This is a genomic window from Flavobacterium sp. 102, from assembly GCF_003634615.1.
Lineage (GTDB): Bacteria > Bacteroidota > Bacteroidia > Flavobacteriales > Flavobacteriaceae > Flavobacterium.
This window is the reverse complement of the sequence record NZ_RBKX01000001.1, coordinates 1,858,538-1,883,017: the sequence shown is the minus strand read 5'-3', so window position 1 is coordinate 1,883,017 and position 24,480 is coordinate 1,858,538. Positions and strand designations below refer to the sequence as shown.

14 protein-coding genes and 2 tRNA genes are annotated in these 24,480 nt (G+C 36.2%); 6 read left to right on the top strand and 10 right to left on the bottom strand.

Annotation, left to right across the window (positions count from 1 at the left end):
• The first annotated feature begins 3 nt into the window (after positions 1–3).
• From C8C84_RS08090 to C8C84_RS08075, 4 genes are all read left to right on the top strand, one after another.
• A complete protein-coding gene (locus tag C8C84_RS08090) occupies positions 4–5,103 on the top strand; it encodes a T9SS type B sorting domain-containing protein (RefSeq protein ID WP_121313048.1) in 5,100 nt (1,699 codons plus the stop codon).
• 88 nt (positions 5,104–5,191) lie between these two features.
• Positions 5,192–7,474, top strand: a complete 2,283-nt coding sequence (locus C8C84_RS08085) for a T9SS type B sorting domain-containing protein (RefSeq protein ID WP_158592555.1) — start codon at positions 5,192–5,194, stop codon at positions 7,472–7,474.
• Between the two features lie 30 nt (positions 7,475–7,504).
• Positions 7,505–9,517 (top strand): T9SS type B sorting domain-containing protein, encoded by a 2,013-nt coding sequence (locus C8C84_RS08080; RefSeq protein ID WP_121313046.1) that lies wholly within the window; start codon positions 7,505–7,507, stop codon positions 9,515–9,517.
• A gap of 3 nt (positions 9,518–9,520) precedes the next feature.
• A complete protein-coding gene (locus C8C84_RS08075) occupies positions 9,521–10,435 on the top strand; it encodes an alpha/beta hydrolase (protein ID WP_121313045.1) in 915 nt (304 codons plus the stop codon).
• Between the two features lie 265 nt (positions 10,436–10,700).
• Here C8C84_RS08075 and C8C84_RS08070 read toward each other — a convergent pair whose 3' ends face one another.
• From C8C84_RS08070 to typA, 6 genes are all read right to left on the bottom strand, one after another.
• The gene (locus C8C84_RS08070; protein ID WP_121313044.1) at positions 10,701–13,505 is read right to left on the bottom strand and encodes a fibronectin type III domain-containing protein; all 2,805 of its coding nucleotides are present in this window, start codon (positions 13,503–13,505) and stop codon (positions 10,701–10,703) included.
• Between the two features lie 393 nt (positions 13,506–13,898).
• On the bottom strand, positions 13,899–14,369 hold the full coding sequence (locus tag C8C84_RS08065; RefSeq protein WP_121313043.1) for a lipocalin family protein: 471 nt from the start codon (positions 14,367–14,369) through the stop codon (positions 13,899–13,901).
• A 24-nt stretch (positions 14,370–14,393) separates the two neighbouring features.
• On the bottom strand, positions 14,394–15,074 hold the full coding sequence (locus tag C8C84_RS08060) for a hypothetical protein (protein ID WP_121313042.1): 681 nt from the start codon (positions 15,072–15,074) through the stop codon (positions 14,394–14,396).
• Between the two features lie 149 nt (positions 15,075–15,223).
• The gene (locus C8C84_RS08055; protein WP_121313041.1) at positions 15,224–15,973 is read right to left on the bottom strand and encodes a LytTR family DNA-binding domain-containing protein; all 750 of its coding nucleotides are present in this window, start codon (positions 15,971–15,973) and stop codon (positions 15,224–15,226) included.
• Between the two features lie 8 nt (positions 15,974–15,981).
• On the bottom strand, positions 15,982–17,931 hold the full coding sequence (locus C8C84_RS08050; protein ID WP_121313040.1) for a histidine kinase: 1,950 nt from the start codon (positions 17,929–17,931) through the stop codon (positions 15,982–15,984).
• Between the two features lie 162 nt (positions 17,932–18,093).
• A complete protein-coding gene (gene typA / locus C8C84_RS08045; RefSeq protein ID WP_121313039.1) occupies positions 18,094–19,890 on the bottom strand; it encodes a translational GTPase TypA in 1,797 nt (598 codons plus the stop codon).
• 162 nt (positions 19,891–20,052) lie between these two features.
• On the opposite strand from typA, the gene C8C84_RS08040 reads away from it, so the two are divergent.
• Together C8C84_RS08040 and C8C84_RS08035 are read left to right on the top strand one after the other, a co-directional pair.
• Positions 20,053–21,768, top strand: a complete 1,716-nt coding sequence (locus tag C8C84_RS08040; RefSeq protein WP_121313038.1) for a PAS domain S-box protein — start codon at positions 20,053–20,055, stop codon at positions 21,766–21,768.
• Positions 21,769–21,777: 9 nt separating this feature from the next.
• Entirely contained in the window at positions 21,778–22,188 is a 411-nt protein-coding gene (locus tag C8C84_RS08035; RefSeq protein ID WP_121313037.1) for a response regulator, read from the top strand.
• A 72-nt stretch (positions 22,189–22,260) separates the two neighbouring features.
• Here C8C84_RS08035 and rpsT read toward each other — a convergent pair whose 3' ends face one another.
• The 4 genes from rpsT to proS form a co-directional block, all read right to left on the bottom strand.
• Entirely contained in the window at positions 22,261–22,512 is a 252-nt protein-coding gene (rpsT, locus tag C8C84_RS08030; RefSeq protein WP_121313036.1) for a 30S ribosomal protein S20, read from the bottom strand.
• Positions 22,513–22,665: 153 nt separating this feature from the next.
• Positions 22,666–22,737: transfer RNA gene (locus C8C84_RS08025), tRNA-Glu, on the bottom strand.
• Between the two features lie 18 nt (positions 22,738–22,755).
• Positions 22,756–22,827, bottom strand: a tRNA-Glu gene (locus C8C84_RS08020).
• 82 nt (positions 22,828–22,909) lie between these two features.
• Positions 22,910–24,388: a proline--tRNA ligase gene (proS, locus tag C8C84_RS08015; protein WP_121313035.1), complete on the bottom strand. Its 1,479-nt coding sequence runs from the start codon at positions 24,386–24,388 to the stop codon at positions 22,910–22,912.
• Between the last annotated feature and the right edge of the window lie 92 nt (positions 24,389–24,480).

Here is a 24,480-nt window from a genome sequence, read left to right as displayed (position 1 = left end):
CAAATGAAAAAGAATTTATTTTTTTTATTATTTATTGCTTTCCTTACCACAAATTGTTTCTCACAATTTAGTAAAACACATTATATTCCGCCGCTTTCGGGTTCATCCAATGTAACAGCTGAGGACCAATTTATCTATATCTCTACGCCAAACATCAATCCAATCAATTTTAGAATTATTGAATTGGGCGGAAGTGTTATCAACGGAAGCGTTTCCAGAAGCACTCCATTTATTTACAATATTGGCTTTGGAAATGACACTCAATTGCATGTTGATGCCAGTCAAACCAATAATACTTTTAGCAATAAAGGCTATATAATAGAAGCTGATGATTTGATTTATGTGTCTGCCAGAGTAACCGCCGGAAATGGAAATCATGCCGGAGAATTGGTTTCAAAAGGAAAAGCATCCTTAGGAAATCGATTCAGGATTGGTGCTATAACTAACCTTACTGTGGATAATTATAATGATATTCACACCACATTTATATCGGTTTTGGCTTCCGAAAACAATACCACGGTAAACTTTAGTGATTTCAAACCCGGAGTTCAACTTATCAATAGTTCTACCGGAGATTCTCCATTTAGCATCGTTTTAAATAGTGGTGAAAGTTATGTGATTGCTGTACAAGGTCCGCTCAATCCAAATCGTGATGGTTTAATTGGTTCCTTAGTAACCTCAGATAAACCTATTGCCCTAAACTGCGGTTCATTTGGCGGAAGTAATGCAGCGGGTAATCTCGATTTAGGCTTTGACCAAATAGTTCCTGCCGAGCGTATTAATAATAACGAATACATTTTCATTAAAAGTACCGGTGTTGATATAGTTGAAACGGTTTTGTTAGTAGCCGATGTTGACAATACCGAAGTCTTTTTGAGTGGTTCAACTACACCGGATGTAATTTTAAATGCCGGTAATTATGCCGTTTTTAATGGTTCTAGTTTTGATTTGAACGGCAATTTATACATCAGAACCAATCAAAAGGTTTTTGCTTACCAAACCATTGGCGACAATAGTGCTTCCGATCAACGAAATCAAGAAATGTTCTTTGTACCGCCTTTAAGCTGTCAAACACCAAGAATTATAGATAATATTCCGTCAATTGACTATGTAGGAAGTAGACAGTTTACCGGGCGAGTAACCATAGTAACCAAAACCGGTGCTTCTTTAAACTTTATTATAGACGGCACAAACTATACTTTGGCTGAATTATCTTTGATAACCAATATAACAGGGCCAACAAATGTAGTGGGTAACAATAACTACCAAACTTATGTCATTACCGGATTGAGTGGAGATGTTTCCGTTTTTTCCACAGAAGAGTTATATTTAGCAGCTTATGGCACAAGTGGTGCGGCTACTTTTGGCGGATTTTATTCGGGTTTTACTTTTGAACCTGAAGTTTCGTTTACCCAATTAGATCTTAGTCAAGCCAATTGTATTCCAAACACTAGTTTATCGGTGAATACATTAAGTCCGTTTGACACTTTTCAGTGGTATTTTAACGGAAATATAATTCCGAGTGCCACTAGTAGTTCGTATGTTCCTTCCACTCTTGGACCGGGATATTATTACGTTTCGGCTACAATTTCTAACTGTTCTCTTCCGATAAATTCAAATGAAATACCGGTTAGCATCTGCTCTATAGATACAGATAATGATGGTACCAACAACAATATTGACCTTGATAATGACAACGACGGAATAACCAATTGTAATGAATCGTATGGAGACCAAGGTGTCAACTTAACCAATACCGCTATTGGCTCAGTTAACATTGACAATTACACTAATTCCTTTACTGGCTCCGTTGCTTTTTCCGGAACCGGAACGCCTTCAGCGACACCCATTGTTGGTGATGCCAATGGGAATTTCGTAACCGAAGCGGCCAATGGAAAGCAAAACAAAGTCAGCTTTACTACCTCTTGGAATAACCCTATCAGTTTGGCAGTTGAATACGCTACTACTGCTTTGGGTGACGATTTATTTACAACTTCCACCGAAATTAGAATTACGTGTCCAATCAATAAAACCTTGACTATCTTAAATCCTGACAATCAAGTGTTGGTTGACACCAATTACGACGGGATTTTTGAAAGCGGCATCACCGAATACTCTTCTTTCGAAATCCGCTTTCGTTTAAACGATAACGTTCCTTTAGTTGCCGGAACGGGAACATTTTCTGTTCGAGGAAATCTTATTGATGCTATCATTGTAACCAACGTAAACTTAGTTGACACCAATACGAGCAGAGCAGCGATGCGATTAATCGCGACTTGTGTTCCAAAGGACTCAGACAACGATGGTGTTCCCGACCAAATTGATTGGGACAGCGATAATGACACCATACCCGATTTCATCGAATCACAAGGGCAAAATATATCTCCATTAACCAATGTGGATACTAATAATGACGGAATAGACGACCTTTTCGGAGCCGGAACCACAGCCGCAGACTCGGATACAGATGGCATTCCAAACTATTTGGATTTAGACAGTGATAATGATGGAATTTTTGATATTATTGAATCCGGAAGTACCGGAAATGGTTCAAATACTAACGGTGTGACAATTAATCCAGTAGGAAGTAACGGTCTTGACAATGGTTTGGAAACCGCTTTAGATAACGGCATTATTAATTACACTATCGCTGATTCAGATGCTGATGGTGTTTTAAATTATATAGAAATTGATAGCGATGATGATGGTTGTAAAGATGTTACTGAAGCAGGTTTTACCGATACCAATAACGATGGCATTGTAGGTGATGATACTCCGACTGTAGTGGCCAATCAAGGACAAGTTATTAGCAGTAGCGGTTATGGTGTTCCAAATGGTGATTATACCATTAGTGCTCCAATTTCGATTTCCGCTCATCCGGTTGATGTAACTACTTGTGAATTGCAATCGGCTACTTTCACCATTACTTCTGTAACCGTTGACAGTTACCAATGGCAACTTTCTACTGATGATGAAACCAGTTGGACTGACTTGGCTAATAACGCTACATACGCGGGTGTAAATACTGTTTCACTTACTGTTTCCAATGTTTCCCCATCAATGGTTGGCTACAAATACCGTGTGTTTATCAATAAAAATGGCAACGCTTGTGGCTTGTATTCTGAAGCAGCAACTTTGACTACTTTTGCATTACCAGTAATCACAACTCCTATTTCCTTGATACAATGTGATGACGATACAGATGCCATTTCTGTCTTCAATTTAACGCAGAAAAACGACATGATTTCGGCTAATTATTTAAATGAAACCTTCAGTTATTTCACTTCATCGGCAGCAGCCAATACAGAAAATAGCTCTTTTGAAATTACTAACCCTTTGGCTTATACTTCCGGAAATGCTAGTGTATATGCCCGTGTAGAAAACAGTGATGGTTGTTTTCGGGTGGCTCAAATTAATTTGATTGTTTCTGTGACTCAAATTCCCGCCAACTTTGTGATTCCAAATCAATACTTGTGTGATGACTATCTCGATGCGGCAAATGACGACCGAGACGGTATTTCGGGACCATTTAATTTTACTGCTATTCAAAATAGTTTAGCTGCAATTTTACCAAACAATACAACTATTAAATTCTATAAAACGGAAGCCGATTTCTTAGCCGAAACCGATGCATCAGGAAATCCATTAGCCATTGCTGATATCACTAACTACAGAAATATTGGTTTTACCAATACGCAAAAGATTTGGGTTCGTGTCGATAGCACGATTGATAATTCTTGCTTTGGGTTTAAAACTTTTGATGTTGTAGTCGAAGCTTTACCGGTTGCCAATCCTATGAATGCCAATAATCTAATTCGTCAATGTGATGATGACCATGATGGCACTTTTGGATTTGACACGAGTGGAATTCAGACCGCTGTTTTGAATGGACAAACCGGTGTTAATGTAACGTATTTTAGAGCGGATGGAACACAAATTTTACCATTTACCAATCCGTATAATGTAACAGGAACGGAAACCATAACAATCCGGGTTAATAATAATATCACACAAACCGGTGGTCAGCCTTGTTATGACGAAGTGTCATTGCAATTTATAGTAGATGATTTACCGGAAGCTTTTGCAGTGCCGACCACTTTAACAACAACTTGTGATGACGAAGCGAATTCAATTGACCAAGATGGCCTTTTTGACTTTGACACTAGTACCTTTTTGAGTACTATCATTGGTACACAAACCGGCATGAATGTTTACTATTATGACGAAAACAATGTTCTAATTCCTAGTTCCATACCAAACCAATTACCTAATCCTTTTAGGACAGCAACCCAAAATGTAACAGTGGTAGTTGAAAACGCCATTAACAACTCTTGTTCGGTACAAGTTATCCTTCCGTTTGTGGTTAATCCGACGCCAAAAATTGACCAAGAAGAAACCGTAATAATTTGTATTCCTGCTACTCAAGTCCTTATTGATGCAGGTATTGTAGATGGTACTCCGACTTCTAATTATACTTACCAATGGTATTTTAACAACGTAATTATGCCGGGACGAACAAATTATTCACTAATTGCCAGCACACCCGGAATTTATAGCGTTACCGTAACCAATAGCTTTGGTTGTTCCAAAACCAGAATCATTACCGTAAACGGATCAGAAATAGCGACCTTACAAAGTATCGATGTAGTTGATTTGAGTGACATTAATTCTATTTCGGTAATAGTAAGTGGTTCTGGCGCTTATGAGTTTTCATTAGATGACATCAACGGACCTTATCAAGACAGTGGTCTTTTTAACAATGTTCCGATGGGATTACACCAACTCTACATTCGTGACAAAAACGGCTGTGGCTCTTTAGGACCAATCGGGATTCCGGTTTTGGGAATTCCTCAATATTTTACACCAAACGGTGATGGGTTTCATGATTATTGGAATGTAAAAGGGGTCAGTATGTTCTCCAACACCAATTCTATCATTTTTATTTTTGATCGGTATGGAAAGTTATTAAAACAACTTAATGCTTTTAGTCCGGGTTGGGACGGAACTTATAATGGAAACCAAATGCCTGCCGATGACTATTGGTATTCGATTCAATTTGATGATGGCCGAAATGTCAAAGGTCATTTTGCTTTAAAACGTTAAATAACATAAAACAATGGCTTTTATCAAGAAATCATTTTTTCTGTTTTCACTTATTTGCTTTCAAATCTGTTTTTCACAGAATGATTGCATGAATGCCATTGTTTCTTGTGGAAATACCAGCTTTAACAACTTGTCTGTTCAAGGACCTGGTATACAGGAAATACCAAACCTTTCTTGCGGAAGTCAAGAGAACAATTCTCTGTGGATTAAAGTTACCATCAAAACAGACGGAACATTGGGCTTTTTATTAACTCCTCAAAACAGTGCTCTCATTGTGGATTTTGACTTTTTTGTTTTTGGCCCTGACGCCACTTGCCAAAGTTTGGGTTCTCCAATAAGGTGCTCAACAACAAACCCTATTGCAGCCGGAACATCCGACAATCTAACCGGAATGAACGAAACAGAACCTGACTGGAATGAGGGTCCGGCCGAATTGGGAAATAATTATGTACAATGGCTTGATGTTCTTGAAGGTGAAACTTACTACATTGTAGTAGATAGAGCTGCTGGAAATGGTGATTTTTCTCTTGAATGGACAGGAACAGCCACTTTTAGTGAGCCGCCTATAGTTAATGGAAGCACTAGCGGTGCTTTGAATATTGCGTTATGTGACAGCGATCCTATTGACGACGGATCGACTGAATTTGATTTGACCCAAAGTGGAAATATAGCGATTGGAATTCAAAACAATATCATTGCTTCTTATTATTTGACAGAGAATGAAGCAACCATTGATTTGAATGCAATTCCAAATCCGACAACTTTCAGAAACACCGTTAATCCTCAAACAATATTTATTCGTTTGGAAAATGCGCTTAGTGGTTGTTTTACCTTGAGTTCTTTTACATTATCGGTAACCCCATTCAATTTTCCTGATCTTGCTGATTTAGAAGAATGCGATACTGATAATGATGGTTTTGTTGCTTTTAATTTATCCGATATCAGGAATCAGTTTAATACTGACCCAAACAATATTATCAGTTTCCATCATACCAATAATGACAATATAAACCTGCCAGACATTTATACAAACCAAACCGCCTTTGTTAATGAAGTCTTATGGGCCAAAATTTACAATTCGGTTGAAGGATGTACGGTATACAAACCTTTTACTATTATTATTAACCGAATACCTGATGCGGTTCCTTCACAAATAACTCAGTGCGATTTTGAAATTTTTCCTGATGGCATGACAACCTTTAATCTCACTCAGGCAAATTCAGATTTAACAAACGGTGAAAGCTCAATGACAACTCAATTTTATCTCAACACAACCGATGCCTTAAACAATCAAAACGAGCAAAATACTCTATTTAACAACACTGCCAATCCGCAAATACTGACGGTTAAAATTACCAACCCCTTAAATGGTTGCTTCAGTCTGACAACATTAACGCTCAATGTAAGTCTAAATCCAACCACTACAGTTACGTTACAAAGTTGTGATGACAATGTAGAAGACGGAATAGCCACTTTTAATTTGGCCGATGCCGGTTTTGAAACTAATGGCAATGCTGTAAGTTATTATTACAATACCAATGATGCTTTAATGGAACAAAACCCTATAACAACAAATCAATTTTCGGGACAAAATATTTACGTCCGAGTTGAAAACGGGAATGATTGCGTTGGTATTCACATTATCCAACTGGAGGTTTCTACTATTCCACAAGCTACCATTGATGCACAGGGAATCTTATGTACTAACCTGCCGAATCATCCTGTCACTTTGCATACCGCAGTCAATAACCCGGGAAATTATAATTTTTATTGGGCACCTAACGGAGAAACCTCGCAAAATATAACGGTAACTCAAGCCGGAGATTATACGGTAACCGTAACAGATACCTCAACATCCTGCTTTACAACAGTTGATATTCATCTGGATGCCTCAGAAGCTCCTGTTTTAGAAGCCGTAGAAGTTATCGATTTGGTCCAAATCAATTCTATATCCATTGTGGTCTCCGGAAATGGTGATTATTGGTACAGTCTTGATAACGGCAATTATCAGCAATCTAATTTTTTTGATGCGGTTCTTCCCGGCCAACATATAGTTTCCATAAAGGATATGAATGGTTGTGGCATAATTTATCAAACCGTTTTTGTATTGGGTATCCCAAATTATTTCACGCCAAACGGAGACGGATATCATGATTATTGGCAAGTTAGAGGATTGGACATCAATACCAATAGCCGTTCAAAAATTTATATTTTTAACCGCTTTGGGAAATTGCTAAAACAAATTAGTTTAGTAGGAGAAGGTTGGGACGGAACTTACAATGGACGCCAAATGCCTGCTGATGATTATTGGTATTCGATTCAATTTGATGATGGTCGAAATGTTAAAGGTCATTTTGCTTTGAAAAGATAATAGTAAATTTGCAGGCTAATAAAAAATCTAATGATTTTTAAAAAATATAGTTTTTTTATCCTTTTACTATTTGGTTCTGCTTCTGCGCAATATACAACCACTGACGAAAGTATGACACCTCTGCAATTAATTGAGAATGTCTTGATTAATTCGGGTTGTGCTTCTGTATCCAATGTTTCGGTATCCGGTGGAAATTTTGCTTCAGGAGAAAAAAGTTGGGGTTATTTTAATGCGAATGGTTCGAGTTTCCCATTTACAGAAGGCGTTGTTTTAAGCACTGGAAAAATTATCAATACCAACGGGCCAAATACTTTTATCTCTGATGATGGCGGCGGTATGGGTTGGAATGGTGATAACGACTTGAATCAGGCGTTGGGTTTAAATAATACTTTTAATGCAACAATTCTAGAATTTGATTTCATTCCTATAGGAAACCAGATTAGCTTCGATTATATTTTTTCCTCAGAACAATATCTAACCAATCCTAATCCTAACCAATGTAGTTACACAGATGGTTTTGTATTTCTATTAAAAGAAGTAAGTGGTTCCAGCTATGAAAATTTAGCCGTTATTCCAAACACAAATATTCCTGTAAAAGTCAATACGGTTCGAGGAACAGGCACCATTTGTCCGGCTGAAAACGAACAATATTTTGGTGGCTTTAACGGTGGTGAACATCCAACCAATTTTAATGGACAAACTACCATATTAACCGCAAGTGCTACTGTAATTCCGGGAAACCAATACCATATTAAATTGGTGATTGCCGATGAAGGAAATTATAGGTATGATTCCGCTATTTATTTAAAAGGAAGTAGTTTTTCTATAGGAGTTAATTTAGGCAACGACCGTACTCTTGCCAATCAAAATCCGGTTTGTTTTAATGAAAATCTAACTTTAAATGGCACTTCAAACGGCGCTCAAAGTTACCAATGGCGTTTTAACGGCAACCCTATTATTGGTCAGACCGGAAGTACGTTAACCTTTTCTCCGCCTTACAACAGCACTCAAAACGGAACGTATTCCTTAGCGACCACTTATTCTGCAACTTGTACTAATATCTCTGAAATCAACTTAGATTTTGCTCCGGAACTCACTATTGGTCAAACCGTATATTCCTATTGTGACAGTGATAGTAATCAGGATGGAATCAGTACCATTTTATTAAATGATATTGTTACTACCTTATTTCCTAATTTGCCTTCAAACTATCAAGTAGGCTTTTACAGCAGTCCAACAAGTACAACGCTACTTCCGAATTCGTTTCAAAACAGCACTGCAAATCAACAAATTATTTATGCCCGAATTCTTAACAACAATTGCTACAACAACGTTCCCGTTACACTAAACATTCTAAGGTTTAATGGTACCATAGCAGATGAAACCGTTGGTATTTGTGTTAATATACCGGCAAGTCTCATTGCAGATTCAGGCTATCAGAATTATTTATGGAATACCGGCGCGACAACTCCTACCATTCAGGTTGCTGTTCCCGGAATTTATACCGTTTCGTTTGAAAACTCGTCCGGTTGTTCCATAACTAAGACTTTTACGGTTGTCGGCTCCGAAATTGCGACTATCGATGACATCATCATCAACGATTTTAGTTCTAATAATACGATTGAAATTATAGCTTCCGGAATTGGTGACTATGAATATTCTATTGATGGCCTTCTTTTTCAAGATAGTCCGGTTTTTACAAATTTGAATGGTTTGCAATACACTGCTTTTGTCAGAGACAAAAAAGGTTGTGGTATGGTTTCCCAAATATTTTTCTTGGTACAAATTCCGAAATACTTTACGCCAAACGGTGACGGAATTAATGAAACTTGGTATGTTAAAAATTTAATCCAAAGAGGATTAAGTCAATCTATAATTACTATTTTTGATCGTTACGGAAAAGTAATTACGCAATTTTCGGGCACCGATTTTGGTTGGGATGGCACGTATAATGGTCGCCTTTTATTTGCCGATGACTATTGGTTTACTATTACCCATTTAGGCAAACTACTTACCAAAGGACATTTTGCTTTAATACGATAACTTATGAAATTGACCTTCTTATTTTTTATACTCTTAAGCTTGGTTACCAATGCGCAAAACATCAAAGTATCCAAAGGAAAAGTACAACGGTTTGAAAGTTTCAAATCCCAATTTATGGACGATCGAAATGTGGATGTTTGGTTGCCCAATGATTATTCAGAGAACGAAAAGTACGCTGTACTGTATATGCACGACGGTCAAATGTTGTTTGACGCCGAAACCACTTGGAACCAGCAAGCTTGGGAAGTAGATGAAGTTGCGGGCAAATTAAATGCAGAAAGCAAAGTCAAGAAATTCATTGTTGTTGGGATTTGGAATATCCCCGAGAAAAGACATCCGGAATACTTTCCGCAAAAGCCTTACGAAAGTTTGACACCAGTGCAAAGAGATACTATCACAGCTCAATTGCAAAAAGCAGGAAGAACTAAAGCGGTTTTCAAACCTTACTCCGATTTGTATTTGAAATTTTTGGTGACAGAATTGAAACCTTTTATTGACCTCAATTTTTCTACCTTAACAGATAAAGACAATACGTTCATTGCCGGTTCAAGTATGGGCGGTTTGATTTCGATGTATGCAATTTGTGAATATCCCGATGTTTTTGGTGCGGCAGCTTGTATTTCAACCCATTGGCCCGGGATTTTTGCCGTAGAAAACAATCCGATTCCGGAGGCTTTTTATACTTACTTGAGAAAAAATCTACCGAATCCTAAAACGAACAGAATTTACTTTGATTATGGCGACCAGACATTAGATGCTTTGTATCCGCCGTTGCAAGAGAAAGCAGATGCTGTTATGATTGAAAAAGGATTTACCTCTGACAACTGGCTGACCAAATTCTTTCCAGGAAAAAATCATTCAGAAGAAGCTTGGGCAGAACGATTGCCTATTCCGTTGGAGTTCTTGTTGAGGAAATAGAAAATTGCCTGACTTCTTTTTGGGAACACGGATGACACAGATTAGACTGATTTATACAGATTTTTTAAAGCTGTGAGTGAAAATGTGGACTAAAAATTGTGACTTAACACTAAACCCTAGCCCCGATTGCAGCTGGCTACCATGTAGCGCGGAAAGCGGGAAATAGCTCCACACGAGCAAAGCGAACTGATGAAGTAAATAAAAACCCCTCTCTCCCGAAGCTTCGAGACTGAAAGGGTTTTCTTTTGGTTTATAGAAATTATTGTTATTCTTTGATGACTTTGAGGGTTTTTAAATTCTCACCGGATAACACTTTAACAAAATAAGTACCTGCAGAGACTTCCGATAAATTGATGATTCCTGTCTTAGCTTGAATGTTTTGTTTTGCAACCAATTGACCTAAAATGTTATAGATAAACACACTATCAATTATAGTACTATAAGTAACATGTAGTAAGTTTGTGGTTGGATTGGGAAACAACAACAAGCTTTCCATTTGATTATCCTCTACCTCTAAAGTGTTCGAACATTTCACTGATCTTATTCTATTTACATTTTGAGAACCACAGCTTGAGTTTGTATGCAGATAAAACCTAACCACGTCAGTAACAGATCCCGAATTCCAGGTCAGTGGTGTGATTCCGCTCGTGTAAACCATTGTTTGATTTCCATCACCAATGGTGATAAAATCTGTTGCAACCGAACTGCTAAAAGTATAGGTTCTGTTAGGATAAACATCTACAAAAGAGAATTCTCCGGCATAAGCGTCTGTAACAATCGTTTGAAAACTTCCGGTGCAATTTGGAGTGAATTGTTGTTCTGGATATTGTCCGTATAAGGCATCAATACAAGCGCCTTGAGCTATTGTAGTGAAACTACCTCCATAAACCCATGCGCTGTTTGATGAACCACAATTGGAACGTACCCAAAAATAATAGGTTGTGCCGGCCGTTAAGTCAATTATATTAGCAGCTACGCCGGTTATGCTTCCAACCGGAGTTGTTGCTGCAGTGGGAGTTGTATTTGAAGTACTAAAATAAACATCGTATTGCGTTGGAGCTGGCGATGCTGCTGTCCAACTAATTTGTGCCGTACTACTTGTAATTCCGCTACTGGTCAAACTTGATGGCGGATTGCAAGTAGCTGCAAGTGTGGTAAAGCTACCTCCGGAAACCCAAACACTTTGTGATGCACCACAATTGGAACGCAACCAAATGTAATAGGTTGTTGCAGCAACTAAGCCAGAGAGATTCGTACTATTAGCTGTAGCATTTCCTGATGGTGTTGTTGAAACTATTGGTGCTGTATTAATGGTACTATAGTAAAACTGATAACCATTGCTTGGTGTTGGCGATGCAGCCGTCCAATTAATTTGAGCTGCACTACTCGTAATATTTGTCTTTGTAATATTGGAAGGCACGTTACAAGGAGTAGCCGTTGTCGTAAAACTTCCGCCGGAAACCCATGAGCTAACCAATGGATTACAGTTAGACCTTACCCAAAAATAATAAGTAGTTGATACGGATAAACTACTTAAGGTTGCTGCCGTTGTACCTATACTTCCGTTGGGTATTGTTGCCGCATTAGGAGCAGTATTTGAAGTGCTGAAATAAACATCGTATAATGATGGATTGGATACAGCTGCGGTCCAACTGATAGAGGCAGTTGAACTACCTACATTAAAACTCGATAAATTAGAAGGCGGAAGACAACTTGCTGTACTGTTACAAGTTATAGAACGGGTTCGTTCAATGTTTTCGCTATCACAAGCAACGCTTTTATGAAAATAATAACGTATAATTCCTGAGTTGGTTCCTGAATTCCACGACAAAGGTGTTGTTCCATTTGTTAAGAGTGTGCTTCCATCTTGACTCGTCAATGTAATATAATCGGTAGCAACAGAACTTGAGAAAGTATAATTAGTATTAGCATTAATGGCCACATTACTATATTCGCCCGAGTAGGCATCAATAGCAATATTTTCTGCTGTTCCTGTACAAGTAGGTGTAAATGTCGCGGAAGGATATAATCCATACTCTGCAACATTACAAAACTGTCCGTTCAAAGTAGTAAAAGAGCCTCCAAAAAGCCAAGGACTAAATATATTAAAACCGCAAACAGACTTTACCCAATAATAATAGGTCGTACTAGGTTGCAAGTTATTCAAGGTAACACTAGTATTATCAGTATCAAATTGAGTGATTGGTGTGGTGCCGGTAGTATTAAAATAATATTGATAGCCATCCGAAGGAGTTGGTGAAGGAGCTGTCCATGACAATAATGCAGAATTTCCTGTTATGGCACTTATTGACAAATTAGAAGGTTGGTTACAAATGGTTGCAGCGGTAGTAAAAGCACCATAATATACCCAAATACTATTTTGGGTTCCGCAACTAGATCGAACCCACCAACGGTAAGTGGTATTTTGATTGAGGTTATTAATAACTTTACTATTAGTTAATGAGTAACCTGTTGGAGGTGTTGAATCGGTATTAAGCGGCGGAGTACTGTCCTGACTGATATAATATTGATAACCATTTCCGGGAGGCGAAGCAGGTGGTGTCCAATTTAGAGTCGCACTGCTGTTAGTGATATTAGTGGTAGTCAAATTTGTTGGCGCGGAACAAAGAGAATTATAACTTACAATAGAATAATTATATTGTGCCACTGAAGTAGTACAATTAGAAGAACCGTGAATATAATATCGAATAACACCTGTATCTGAATTGGATTGCCAAAATAGAGGTGAACTCCCATAACCATTCGCTAAAACCAAAGAACCGTCTTCATTAGTAATGGTAATAAAGCCTGTATAACCATTGGATTGTTGATTTTGAAGAGAAGACACAAAAGTATAATACTTATTGGGTAGTATATTTACCTTGGCAAAGTGACCCGCACTAATACTTTGAATGGTTTCAATATTCCCCGAGTAATTGGGTGTAAAGGCTGAAACAGTTCCCGTTCCATTAGTACACTGTCCTAAAATTGTTGTTGAAAAAAAAAGAGCACTAGCAATTAAGACTATTGCAATTTTTTGGTGAAGATGATGGATAATAATCGCTTTCATTTTTATTCAGTTTTAAATGTTGTATTATAATACAGACCATAAAACTAAAGATTAAAAAAAAGCACCATAAGGTAAATGAACATTCGATATCCTTACATGAAAGTTTGCAGACTATTGCGGGAAATTCGTTTTAAGCGATAAGACTAAAGAGTGTCAATTAGTTCCAAAACTCTTTTTTTTGTGGATGTCAAAACGGAACTAATTTTTTGTCTTTCATCGCTATGGCATTTCTTTATTAGTCATTAAGAAACAATCCAAATGGCATCCATTGCTAAAATAAGTTAATCATCAATTACTATTATTTAGGTTATGAAAGTTATTTTTTGCCTGCTTTGTATAATAAAAAAACCACCAACTTGCGCCGATGGTTTTGAATTGAATTAAACCTTTTACTTATTTTGAAAAAGTCATTACAGCTTTTCTACCGCCTTGTTCGCTGGACAAAACCAGTTTTTCAGCCGTTAATTCTTCTACACTGATGGTTTCCGCTTTTTTGGTTTTATTGTCTGTAATAATAATTTTAGAATCTTCCTGTGTATAAGTTGCCGGCGTTTCCGGAACCATTGGGTTTTTGAAAGTCATCGTTCCGTCTGCATTGAAAGTATACACGGTTTCGGCAATCATTTTCTTTTTCATGTCTTCTAAGGCTTGCTCTTTGCCTTTTGGCGCTTCCATTCCTAAATCGATATCAGACAGTTTCCAAGTGCCTACGATGGTGGCTTCTTCAGGTTCGGCAGCTTTCTCAGGTTCAGCTTGAGTGCTTTCGACTGATGTCGCTTCGCCTTCTGTCTTGTTTGTTTTGTCGGCGCATGAGGCAAAAAATAATGCCGTTGTTGCTGTAATCACTAAGATTGTTTTCTTCATATTTCTAGTTTTAAATGGTTAAAATTACCAGCCCAATACTTTCTTGAGCACTTTTTTGCCTTTGCCTTTTTTCTCTTCTTCTTCGGCTGCTTTCTTTTGTTCTTCGGCTTTCTTGACGTCTTCAGCTTTCTTAGTATCGGCTGCTACTTTTTCAGCCTCTTTTTCTTTTTGCCCTTGTGCATAGAAATAAGCATTGTCAACATTGATGGTAAGTGGTTTTACCAATTCAACCGCATCTCCATATTTTTCATATCCAACCTTATCTCTAAAGAATAACGAAACTCTAATTTTAAGTGTTTTTTGGTCAGCCCAACGACCGGCTAGTAAAAAAAGTTCAGGAAGGCTTAATTGTTTACTCGAACTTCTGATTTTAAAGTTAAAAGAAACTTTACCATCGGCATAAAATGTTTTAAAATCGTTTACATCCATAAGAAACGCTTCTATAGCATTAGCGCCATCAACAGCAATGCGGTAATCTTCATACGAGTTGCCACTTTCTTTCAGAATTTCTACCCAAAAATAAAGTCGGCCTAGTCCATAGTAACTTAGTTTTTTGGGTTTATCGAAAGCCAGTTCCATTTTTGAGATGTCTTCAGCTTTGAACGAAGTGCCTTCTGTGACCAATTTATCGTTTACTTTTACTTTTATTTGAGCACTTACAGAATGACCGATTAAAATTGCGAGTAGTAAAACTATCTTTTTCATTTGTTTCTAATTTAGTTGGTTATTAATTCTTTACGATTTACAAATCAAAAGTAAAACTTAAAAAATCCTCAAATTTGGCAAATGAACATTCGGTAGTCGTACGTGAAAGTTTGCAGACTATGTGGTGAAATTCGTTTTAAGCGATAAGACTAAAGGGTGTCAATCAGTGCCAAAAATTCTTCTTTTTTACGGATGGCGAGTGGAATTTTGTTTTTGTTTTTCATCACAATGGTATTGCCACCATCAGTTTTGATGAAGTGATCAAAATAAAGCATGTTGATTAAATGCGACTGATGCGCTCTGAAAAAATGAAACGGTTTGAGTAGCGTTTCGTATTCTTTTAAAGTGGTAGAAACGACCAATTTTGGAGCATTGATAAAGTAAAAAGTGGTGTAATTTTTATCCGATTCACAATTCACGATGTCTTGGATATTGACCGAATAGATCTTCTCTGCGGTTTTTAAAACCAATTTTTGCAGGTTTTTTGGACGTTCTAAATTGGAGAATAAAGTGTTTAATTTGAGTTCCAATACGTCTTTGCTAAGTGATTCTTCGGCTTTGTTTACCGCTTCAATTAAATCATTGGGATCCAAAGGTTTTAGCAAATAATCAATGGCGCTAAAACGAAAAGCCCTGATGGCAAAATCTTCATAACCGGTAATAAAAATGACTTTAAAATTGATTGGTTTTAGCTTTTGAAGTAAATCAAAACCGGTTCCGTCTGGCATTTCTACGTCAAGAAAAACAATATCCGGAACAATTTGTTTTATCAAACTCACGCCGCTTTCTACACTATTCGCCTGACCAATTATTGCAATATTGGGACAATTCGATTTAATAATATCGATATTTTTTATTCGGATCGAATCAATATCATCAATAACAACAGCTCGTAACATAGGCGGATTTAATTATCGTAAATATAAGGAATCTCAAAAAATACTTTGGCACCGACAACTCTTTTTTGGTCGTCGACGCTGTTTTCTATTTGGACTTCAAAATTGCTTTTCTTAGAGATATTGACGAGTCGTTCTTTGGTGATTTTCATGGCCAATGACTTTTTATTGACGGTTTCATTCGCTGTAAAACCGACACCATTATCGAGTATCTCAAAAAACAGTTTTTCGTTAGCAAACTCAAAATTGATATTGATTTGACCTTTCTCAGTCGTGTTTTTTAAGCCGTGTTTGATGGCATTTTCTATGAAGGGTTGTGTCAACATCGGCGGTAATAAAATGTTCTCAGTATCAATAGAATCATCAACGTTAATATGGAAATCGAATTTGTTATTGTACAACAGTTGCTGAATCACCAAATAGTTGTCAATCATAGCCAATTCTTCACTTAAAGTGATGTAACTTTCGTTAGAATTTTCAAGAATCTGTCGGGTTAATTTGGAGAATTTGGTTAAATAATTGACGGCTGCTGCGTCTTGTTTGTTGTAAATCAGACTCTGAATATTATCTATGGAATTAAAAATAAAATGGGGATTCATCTGACTTAACAACAATTTCCGGTTGAGTTCGTTCTTTTCAAAATGGGCAATGGCTTGCTTTTGTTTGTAGTTTCGGTATAAAAAATAAGAGGCTATAAGTAGTATTAAAAGAACGGCTGCAAGTCCTATGAGCCAATTGTTTTTAACGGCGTTTTTTCTTTCTGTAGCGATTTTATAAAGGAACTCTTTCTTTTGATACTCATGTTTCATTTGTTGTTGCTTCAACTCATTCTTAACACCTTCTTCTTTGGTTGAGTCCGACATTTTAATGAATAACTCGAGCATTGCTGTCGACTCTTTGTAATTGCCTTTTAGCTTATTAATTTGGTATAGTAATTCGTATGATTGCTGTTGCAAATCAATATTTCTAAGAAATTTGCTTAACTTTAATCCTTCTGTAAGGTTTTTTTGGGCTTCCTCATAGTTTTTCTTTTTAAAATATACTTTACCCAAATTTACCAACGAATAAGATGTCGTCACCGGACTTGGTGACAATAATTTTGCCTTTAAGAGTTTTTGTTCTGCTTCGTCTAAACGGTTAAAATGCATATCAATCACCGCTAACTTTGACAAGGCTATACTGGTATTAAAATGTCCATTGTTTTTCTTCGACAATTCAATTCCGAGATCAAAATTAGCACCGGCATTTTTGTAATCTTTCATTTCCAGATACACCGAGCCTATATTGATATACAATAAACTTTTTTGCTCTTGATACTGTATGTGGTTATCAGTAGCAATTTTATCAATAAAGTAGATTGCCTTTTTAAAATATTTTATTGACATAGGGTTATTTTTTATTTTCCCAAACGTATAGCCTAACTTAGAATATACATATGAAATCCCTTCGTAACTTTTGTCTTTTTGAAATTCAAAATATTTTAATGCTTTATAATAACAGTCTATAGCTTTTAAACTTTCGTTTCTTCTATCCAACAATACGCCTTTACTAACCAGTGCATAGCTGGCTTCATCGTACATTTTTATAGAATTGTACAATTGTATTGACTGGTTAATATATTTTAATTGTTGCTCTTTATCTAATTCGTAGCGTGCACTTAGACTATGGTAATAGGAAGCCAAATAACTGGTATACTTTCTATGCAAATCCTCGTCTTTGATTTTTTTTTGCAGATTTTTTTTTGAAATTTCACCCAACAAATCAATATACTGCTTCAACTCTTTATCCTCTATAGTATTATTAATTACTATTGAAAGAGTAGCCAACTTAGTCGTATCATGAAGTTTGGGATTGGCAATAATCGTTTTTAAGGAATCAACATCATATTGCGCATTGACATTGGTTAAGCCTAGAAAAGTAAAAGCAAAAAGTAGTTTACCAATGAGTTTAATTTTTGGCATATCGATTTTTTAGATTTGAAAAAAGCAATGTCTTCTTTACACAAAAGTATTATTTTTTGAATAATAGTTTTGGAACCCGAAATTTTGAGCATAAAAAAACCTTTCATTTCTGAAAGGTTTTTCTTTTTTAAAATTCGACACGATAAATCATGTCGCTATTCATTATATTTTAAAACGTTTTCTGTCGTTTTCATTCAAATAGATTTTTCTCAAACGAATCGATTTAGGTGTTACCTCAACATATTCATCTTTTTGGATGTACTCTAAAGCTTCTTCCAATGAGAAAATAATCGGTGGAATAATTCTGGCTTTTTCATCATTTCCAGAAGAACGAACGTTAGATTGTTTTTTCTCTTTAGTTACGTTTACACTCATATCATCACCACGTGAGTTTTCTCCGATTACCTGACCTTCGTAAATTTCGGCATTTGGTTCAACAAAAAACTTACCACGATCTTGTAATTTATCGATAGAATACGGAATGGCTTTTCCTTTTTCCATAGAAATTAATGAACCTTTGTTACGTCCGGCAATTTCTCCTTTGAAAGGTTCGTATCCTATAAAACGGTGTGCCATAATCGCCTCACCAGCAGTAGCAGTAAGCAATTGATTACGCAATCCAATAATTCCACGAGATGGAATATTAAATTTAACAATCATACGTTCCCCTTTAGTTTCCATACTCAGCATTTCACCTTTACGCATAGTAACGAACTCAACAGCTCTACCTGATAAATGCTCTGGTAAATCGATAGTTAATTCCTCAATTGGTTCACATTTTACACCATCAATTTCTTTGATGATAACTTGTGGTTGACCAATTTGCAATTCATACCCTTCTCTTCTCATGGTTTCGATCAAAACCGATAAGTGAAGTACTCCACGACCAAAAACCATAAATTTATCCGCTGAATCGGTTTCACCCAATTTCATCGCTAGGTTTTTCTCTAACTCTTTAGTCAGACGATCTCTAATGTGACGTGATGTTACAAACTTACCTTCTTTACCAAAGAAAGGAGAGTCATTAATGGTAAACAACATACTCATTGTTGGCTCATCGATAGCAATAGAAGCTAACCCTTCTGGATTTTCAAAATCAGAAATAGTATCACCAATTTCAAAACCTTCAACACCAACAATAGCACATATATCTCCGGCAATTACTTCTGTTACTTTTTTACGCCCAAGACCTTCAAAAGTATGTAATTCTTTAATTCTAGATTTTGTAACAGTACCATCTCTTTTTACCAAAGAAATGGGCATTCCTTCTTTTAAGATACCTCTTTCTAAACGACCGATAGCAATACGTCCTGTAAAAGCAGAGAAATCTAACGAAGTAATTAACATTTGAGGTGTTCCTTCAGATACTTTTGGCGCTGGTACATGCTCAACAACCATATCTAATAAAGGCTCGATGTTTGACGTTTGGTTTTCCCAGTGGTCAGACATCCAGTTATTTTTGGCTGAACCATAAACGGTTGGAAAATCCAACTGCCATTCTTCTGCGCCTAATTCGAACATTAAGTCGAATACTTTTTCGTGTACTTCTTCCGGAGTACAGTTTTCTTTATCTACTTTATTAATAACCACACAAGGCTTTAATCCTAAGTCGATGGCTTTTTGCAACACAAAACGCGTTTGTGGCATTGGTCCTTCGAAAGCATCTACTAAAAGACAAACTCCGTCAGCCATGTTCAATACTCTTTCTACTTCTCCACCAAAATCGGCGTGACCAGGAGTATCAATAATGTTGATTTTAGTTCCTTTATATACAACCGAAACGTTCTTAGAAGTAATCGTAATTCCTCTTTCACGTTCTAAGTCATTGTTGTCAAGAATTAAATCACCTGTGTTCTCATTTTCGCGAAATAACTGACAGTGATACATAATTTTGTCAACCAAAGTCGTTTTTCCGTGGTCAACGTGAGCAATAATTGCAATGTTTCTAATAGATTCCATGTGTGCTTTTTTGTGGGTGCAAAGGTACACTTTATTTTTATATAAAAAACCAATAACAAATTAGTTTACACTTTATTAAAATTGAGCATAAAGTTTATAAAATACTTAATAAGTTTTTAGCTAAATTTTAAAACTTATTTGAAAATCTATATATTTGGAGTAATGAAAAATAATTCTACTAAAATAACATTAGCGTACGTCCTTATTTTAATGCTGGTGGCTGTACTCGGTCATCAATTTTTTTTAGATTATATCAAAACTTCTCCTGATTCCTCCATATACTTTTACATTCGGGACTTTATTTTTATTGCTATCTCGGGAATCATTTTAAATGTCATTCTCAATCAAAATTCCCAAAACAACAAATCTGTTTTTGAGAAACTACAGATTACCAATAATGAAATCATTGAATCCAACGAACGTTATGATATCGTTGCCAAAGCGACGAGTGACACCATTTGGGATTGGAAAATTGAAGATGATAGTTTTTTATGGAATAAAGGAATTCAAGGGGTTTTTGGGTATAAAAAAGAAGAAATAGGCAAAACTTCAAAATGGTGGTTTGAAAGAATTCACCCCGAAGACAGTTTAAAGATGTCTGTAAAACTCTATTCCTTTTTGGAACAAAAAACAGAGAAATGGCAAGACGAATACCGTTTTCAATGTGCGGATGGCACTTATAGATATGTTTTTGACAGGGGTTTTTTAGTAAAAGACAAAGAAGGCAAACCTATCAGAATGATTGGAGCCATTCAGGATATTACCAAACAAAAAGAAGAAGAACAACGATTGAGATTGCTCGAAACGGTAATTACACAAAGTAAAGATGCTGTAATGATTACGGATATCGACACTTCTAGTGAAGTAATTCCGAATATCATCTTTGTCAATTCGGCTTTTACCGATATGACTGGCTACAAAGCCAATGAAGTGATTGGGAAATCTCCGGTAATGTTCTTTGGTTCGAAATCTGACATTTTAGAATTTGACAGACTAAAAACAGCCATCCAAGACTATAAAGAATGTTTTATTGAAACCATTAGCTATAAAAAAAATGGGGAAGAGTTTTGGATTAACTTTTCTATGATTCCGGTAACTAACAAAGATGGGGAACACTCCCACTGGATATCGATTCAAAGAGATGTTACTGAAGAAAAGAACAAAGTAAAAGAAAGAGAGCAACTGATTCGTGAATTAACGCAAAACAATAAAGACTTAAAACAATTCTCTTATATCACTTCGCACAACCTAAGAGCACCTTTATCTAATTTAACCGGTTTGTTAAATTTGGTGGAAGACATGCCAATTGAAAACCCGGAATTAAAAGAAATCATTGACGGCTTCTCCAAGTCTACTCATTTATTAAATGAAACTATCAATGATTTGGTTAAAGTTGTTATTATCAAAGACAATCCGTCAATCCAAAAAGAGAAAGTATTAATTAAGGAAATATTTGAAAATGTCTTTAATCAATTGAGCTTTTTGATAGGATTGCACAAGCCTATATTGAAAATAGATTTAGAAGAGGTGACTATTTTAAATATTAATAAATCTTATTTAGAAAGTATTTTTTTAAATTTACTGACGAACGCTATAAAATACAGAAGCGAAGGCAAACAATTAAGAGTAAACATCTCCTCAAAAGTAGTAGATGATGATTTAATCCTTACGTTTAAAGACAATGGAATCGGAATTGATTTGGTTAGAAATAAGGATAAAATTTTTGGTTTGTACCAAAGATTCCACGATCACCCTGACAGTAAAGGATTGGGATTGTATTTAGTAAAATCACAAGTAGAAGCCATGGGCGGAACAATAAACGTAATAAGCACAGTAGGTAAAGGAACAACCTTTACCATAACATTTAAGAATAATTAATCCTTTCAAATGCTCGAAAAAATACTTTGTGTAGACGATGATGCCATAACTTTGATGCTTTGTAAAAAAGTCATTGAAAGAGTTGCTTTTGCCAATGAAGTACTGACTGCCAAAAACGGCGAAGAGGCCATTGACTACTTTAATAAATTGGCTCCGGAATACAAACTCGATGTGAACGTATCCTATCCAAAATTGATATTTTTAGACTTAAACATGCCTATAATGAATGGTTGGGAGTTTTTAGACAACTACCTTCAAAATGATTATCAGGATGTATTTAAAGAAGCTAAGTTTATTGTGCTATCGTCTACAATTGACCCTCAAGATGTAGTAAAAGCAAAAAGTTACCCTATGGTGATTGACTTTCTTTCAAAGCCTATAACTAAAGAAATGCTCGAGATTTTAAAACCCGGATTTTAGATTCCAGATTAATATAAAATAAAAAGTCCCGAGTTATCGGGACTTTTTTTTATAAGCTTACAATAAGTTAGATTATAACTTAGAAACGTGTTTAGTTAATTTAGATTTTAAATTAGCTGCTTTGTTATCATGAATGATATTTTTCTTAGCCAATTTGTCAATCATAGAAATAACAGCAGACAATTTAGCAGAAGCATCTGATTTATCTGTAGCCAATCTTAACGCTTTGATTGCGTTACGAGTTGTTTTGTGTTGGTATCTGTTCAACACTCTTTTCTTTTCGTTGCTTCTGATTCTTTTTAAAGCTGACTTGTGATTTGCCATTTTCTTGTAATTTAATTGTAATTAATAATAAAATATTTAGTTAAAAAAGAAAAACCTCCCACAATTAAACATAATCACTTTGGTTTTAACTAATAAAACAACAATTCGAGACACTGAACTCTTGTTCTATAAAACTAATTTACAACTAATCTGTAGCCCGTAGGGGAATCGAACCCCTCTTACATGGATGAAAACCATGCGTCCTAACCGATAGACGAACGGGCCATTAAGCCTTAAATATTGTAGCCCGTAGGGGAATCGAACCCCTCTTACATGGATGAAAACCATGCGTCCTAACCGATAGACGAACGGGCCAACTTTGCTTAAAATTGCGGTTGCAAAAATACAATTATTTTTCAATCACACAAGAGCGCAACTATTTTTTTTCTGATTTTTATTAATATGCTTTTGCAAAGAGCACTCTACCAGTGGATTTGCTTCCGGAAAAAACACAAGTTCCTTCTTCCTTTTTTTGATCTAAAGGAATACAACGTATGGTTGCTTTGGTCAAATCCTTGATTTTTTCTTCCGTTTCCGGAGTTCCGTCCCAATGGGCAGAGATAAAACCGGTCTTGCTTTCTAAAACTTCTTTAAACTCTTCAAAAGAATTTACTTCAGTAATATGCGTATTTCTAAAATCCAATGCACGATTGAATAAATCTTTCTGAATTTGCTCCAACAAGTCCGTAATATAATTGACAGCACCTTCTTTATCGACTACTTCTTTAGTCAAAGTATCACGTCGAGCAATTTCGAAAGTTCCGTTTTCTAAATCTTTTGGCCCAATAGCAATCCTCACTGGCACACCTTTCAATTCCCATTCAGCAAATTTGAAACCCGGTTTTTGAGTCGTTCTATTGTCAAACTTCACGGAAATGCCTAATTTTCTGAATTGAGCTACCAAATCATTAGCAACATCTGAGATATTATCAAACTCTTCATCTGTTTTGAAAATCGGAACGATAACCACTTGTATTGGAGCCAAATTTGGAGGTAACACTAATCCATTGTCATCGGAATGTGTCATAACCAACGCACCCATCAAACGCGTAGAAACACCCCATGATGTACCCCAAACATGTTCTTGCTTTCCTTCTTGGTTGGCAAACTTTACATCAAAAGCTTTGGCAAAATTTTGCCCTAAGAAATGGGAAGTACCCGCTTGCAAAGCTTTTCCGTCTTGCATTAAAGCTTCTATACAATAAGTTTCTTCCGCACCCGCAAAGCGTTCAGTTTCCGTTTTTAACCCTTTGATAACCGGAATAGCCATAAAGTTTTCAGCAAAATCCGCATAGACATGCATCATCTTTTCAGACTCTTCAATAGCTTCTAGTTTGGTGGCATGCGCAGTATGTCCTTCTTGCCATAAAAACTCTGCAGTTCTCAAGAATAATCTGGTTCTCATTTCCCAACGAACGACATTCGCCCATTGGTTGATTAACAAAGGTAAATCTCTATAAGATTGAACCCAATTTTTATATGTAGACCAAATAATGGCTTCACTGGTTGGACGAACAATTAGTTCTTCTTCCAATTTAGCATTGGGATCAACCATTAATTTCCCCGGTTTATCAGGATCGTTTTTTAATCGGTAGTGTGTTACGATAGCACATTCCTTGGCAAAACCTTCTGCATTCTTTTCTTCAGCCTCAAACATGCTTTTGGGTACAAAAAGAGGAAAATAGGCATTACTATGACCTGTTTCTTTAAACATTCTGTCTAATTCTGCTTGCATTTTTTCCCAAATAGCATAGCCGTATGGTTTGATCACCATACAACCTCTAACCCCTGAATTCTCAGCTAAATCAGCTTTGACGACCAGTTCGTTATACCATCTGGAATAATCTTCTTCTCTTTTTGTTAGGTTCTTACTCATATTGAATAATTTGGCATAAAAATTGTTTAACTTTTTTTAACTAAATAGTTCGACAAAACTAACTATTTTTGTATAGTCCAACAATAAAAATG

Bases quoted from the DNA above. Each gene is read 5' to 3' on its own strand.
- C8C84_RS08090 (WP_121313048.1), top strand. From the start codon at position 4: ATGAAAAAGAATTTATTTTTTTTATTATTTATTGCTTTCCTTACCACA.
- C8C84_RS08085 (WP_158592555.1), top strand. From the start codon at position 5,192: ATGAATGCCATTGTTTCTTGTGGAAATACCAGCTTTAACAACTTGTCT.
- C8C84_RS08080 (WP_121313046.1), top strand. From the start codon at position 7,505: ATGATTTTTAAAAAATATAGTTTTTTTATCCTTTTACTATTTGGTTCT.
- C8C84_RS08075 (WP_121313045.1), top strand. From the start codon at position 9,521: ATGAAATTGACCTTCTTATTTTTTATACTCTTAAGCTTGGTTACCAAT.
- C8C84_RS08070 (WP_121313044.1), bottom strand. From the start codon at position 13,505: ATGAAAGCGATTATTATCCATCATCTTCACCAAAAAATTGCAATAGTC.
- C8C84_RS08065 (WP_121313043.1), bottom strand. From the start codon at position 14,369: ATGAAGAAAACAATCTTAGTGATTACAGCAACAACGGCATTATTTTTT.
- C8C84_RS08060 (WP_121313042.1), bottom strand. From the start codon at position 15,074: ATGAAAAAGATAGTTTTACTACTCGCAATTTTAATCGGTCATTCTGTA.
- C8C84_RS08055 (WP_121313041.1), bottom strand. From the start codon at position 15,973: ATGTTACGAGCTGTTGTTATTGATGATATTGATTCGATCCGAATAAAA.
- C8C84_RS08050 (WP_121313040.1), bottom strand. From the start codon at position 17,931: ATGCCAAAAATTAAACTCATTGGTAAACTACTTTTTGCTTTTACTTTT.
- typA (WP_121313039.1), bottom strand. From the start codon at position 19,890: ATGGAATCTATTAGAAACATTGCAATTATTGCTCACGTTGACCACGGA.
- C8C84_RS08040 (WP_121313038.1), top strand. From the start codon at position 20,053: ATGAAAAATAATTCTACTAAAATAACATTAGCGTACGTCCTTATTTTA.
- C8C84_RS08035 (WP_121313037.1), top strand. From the start codon at position 21,778: ATGCTCGAAAAAATACTTTGTGTAGACGATGATGCCATAACTTTGATG.
- rpsT (WP_121313036.1), bottom strand. From the start codon at position 22,512: ATGGCAAATCACAAGTCAGCTTTAAAAAGAATCAGAAGCAACGAAAAG.
- proS (WP_121313035.1), bottom strand. From the start codon at position 24,388: ATGAGTAAGAACCTAACAAAAAGAGAAGAAGATTATTCCAGATGGTAT.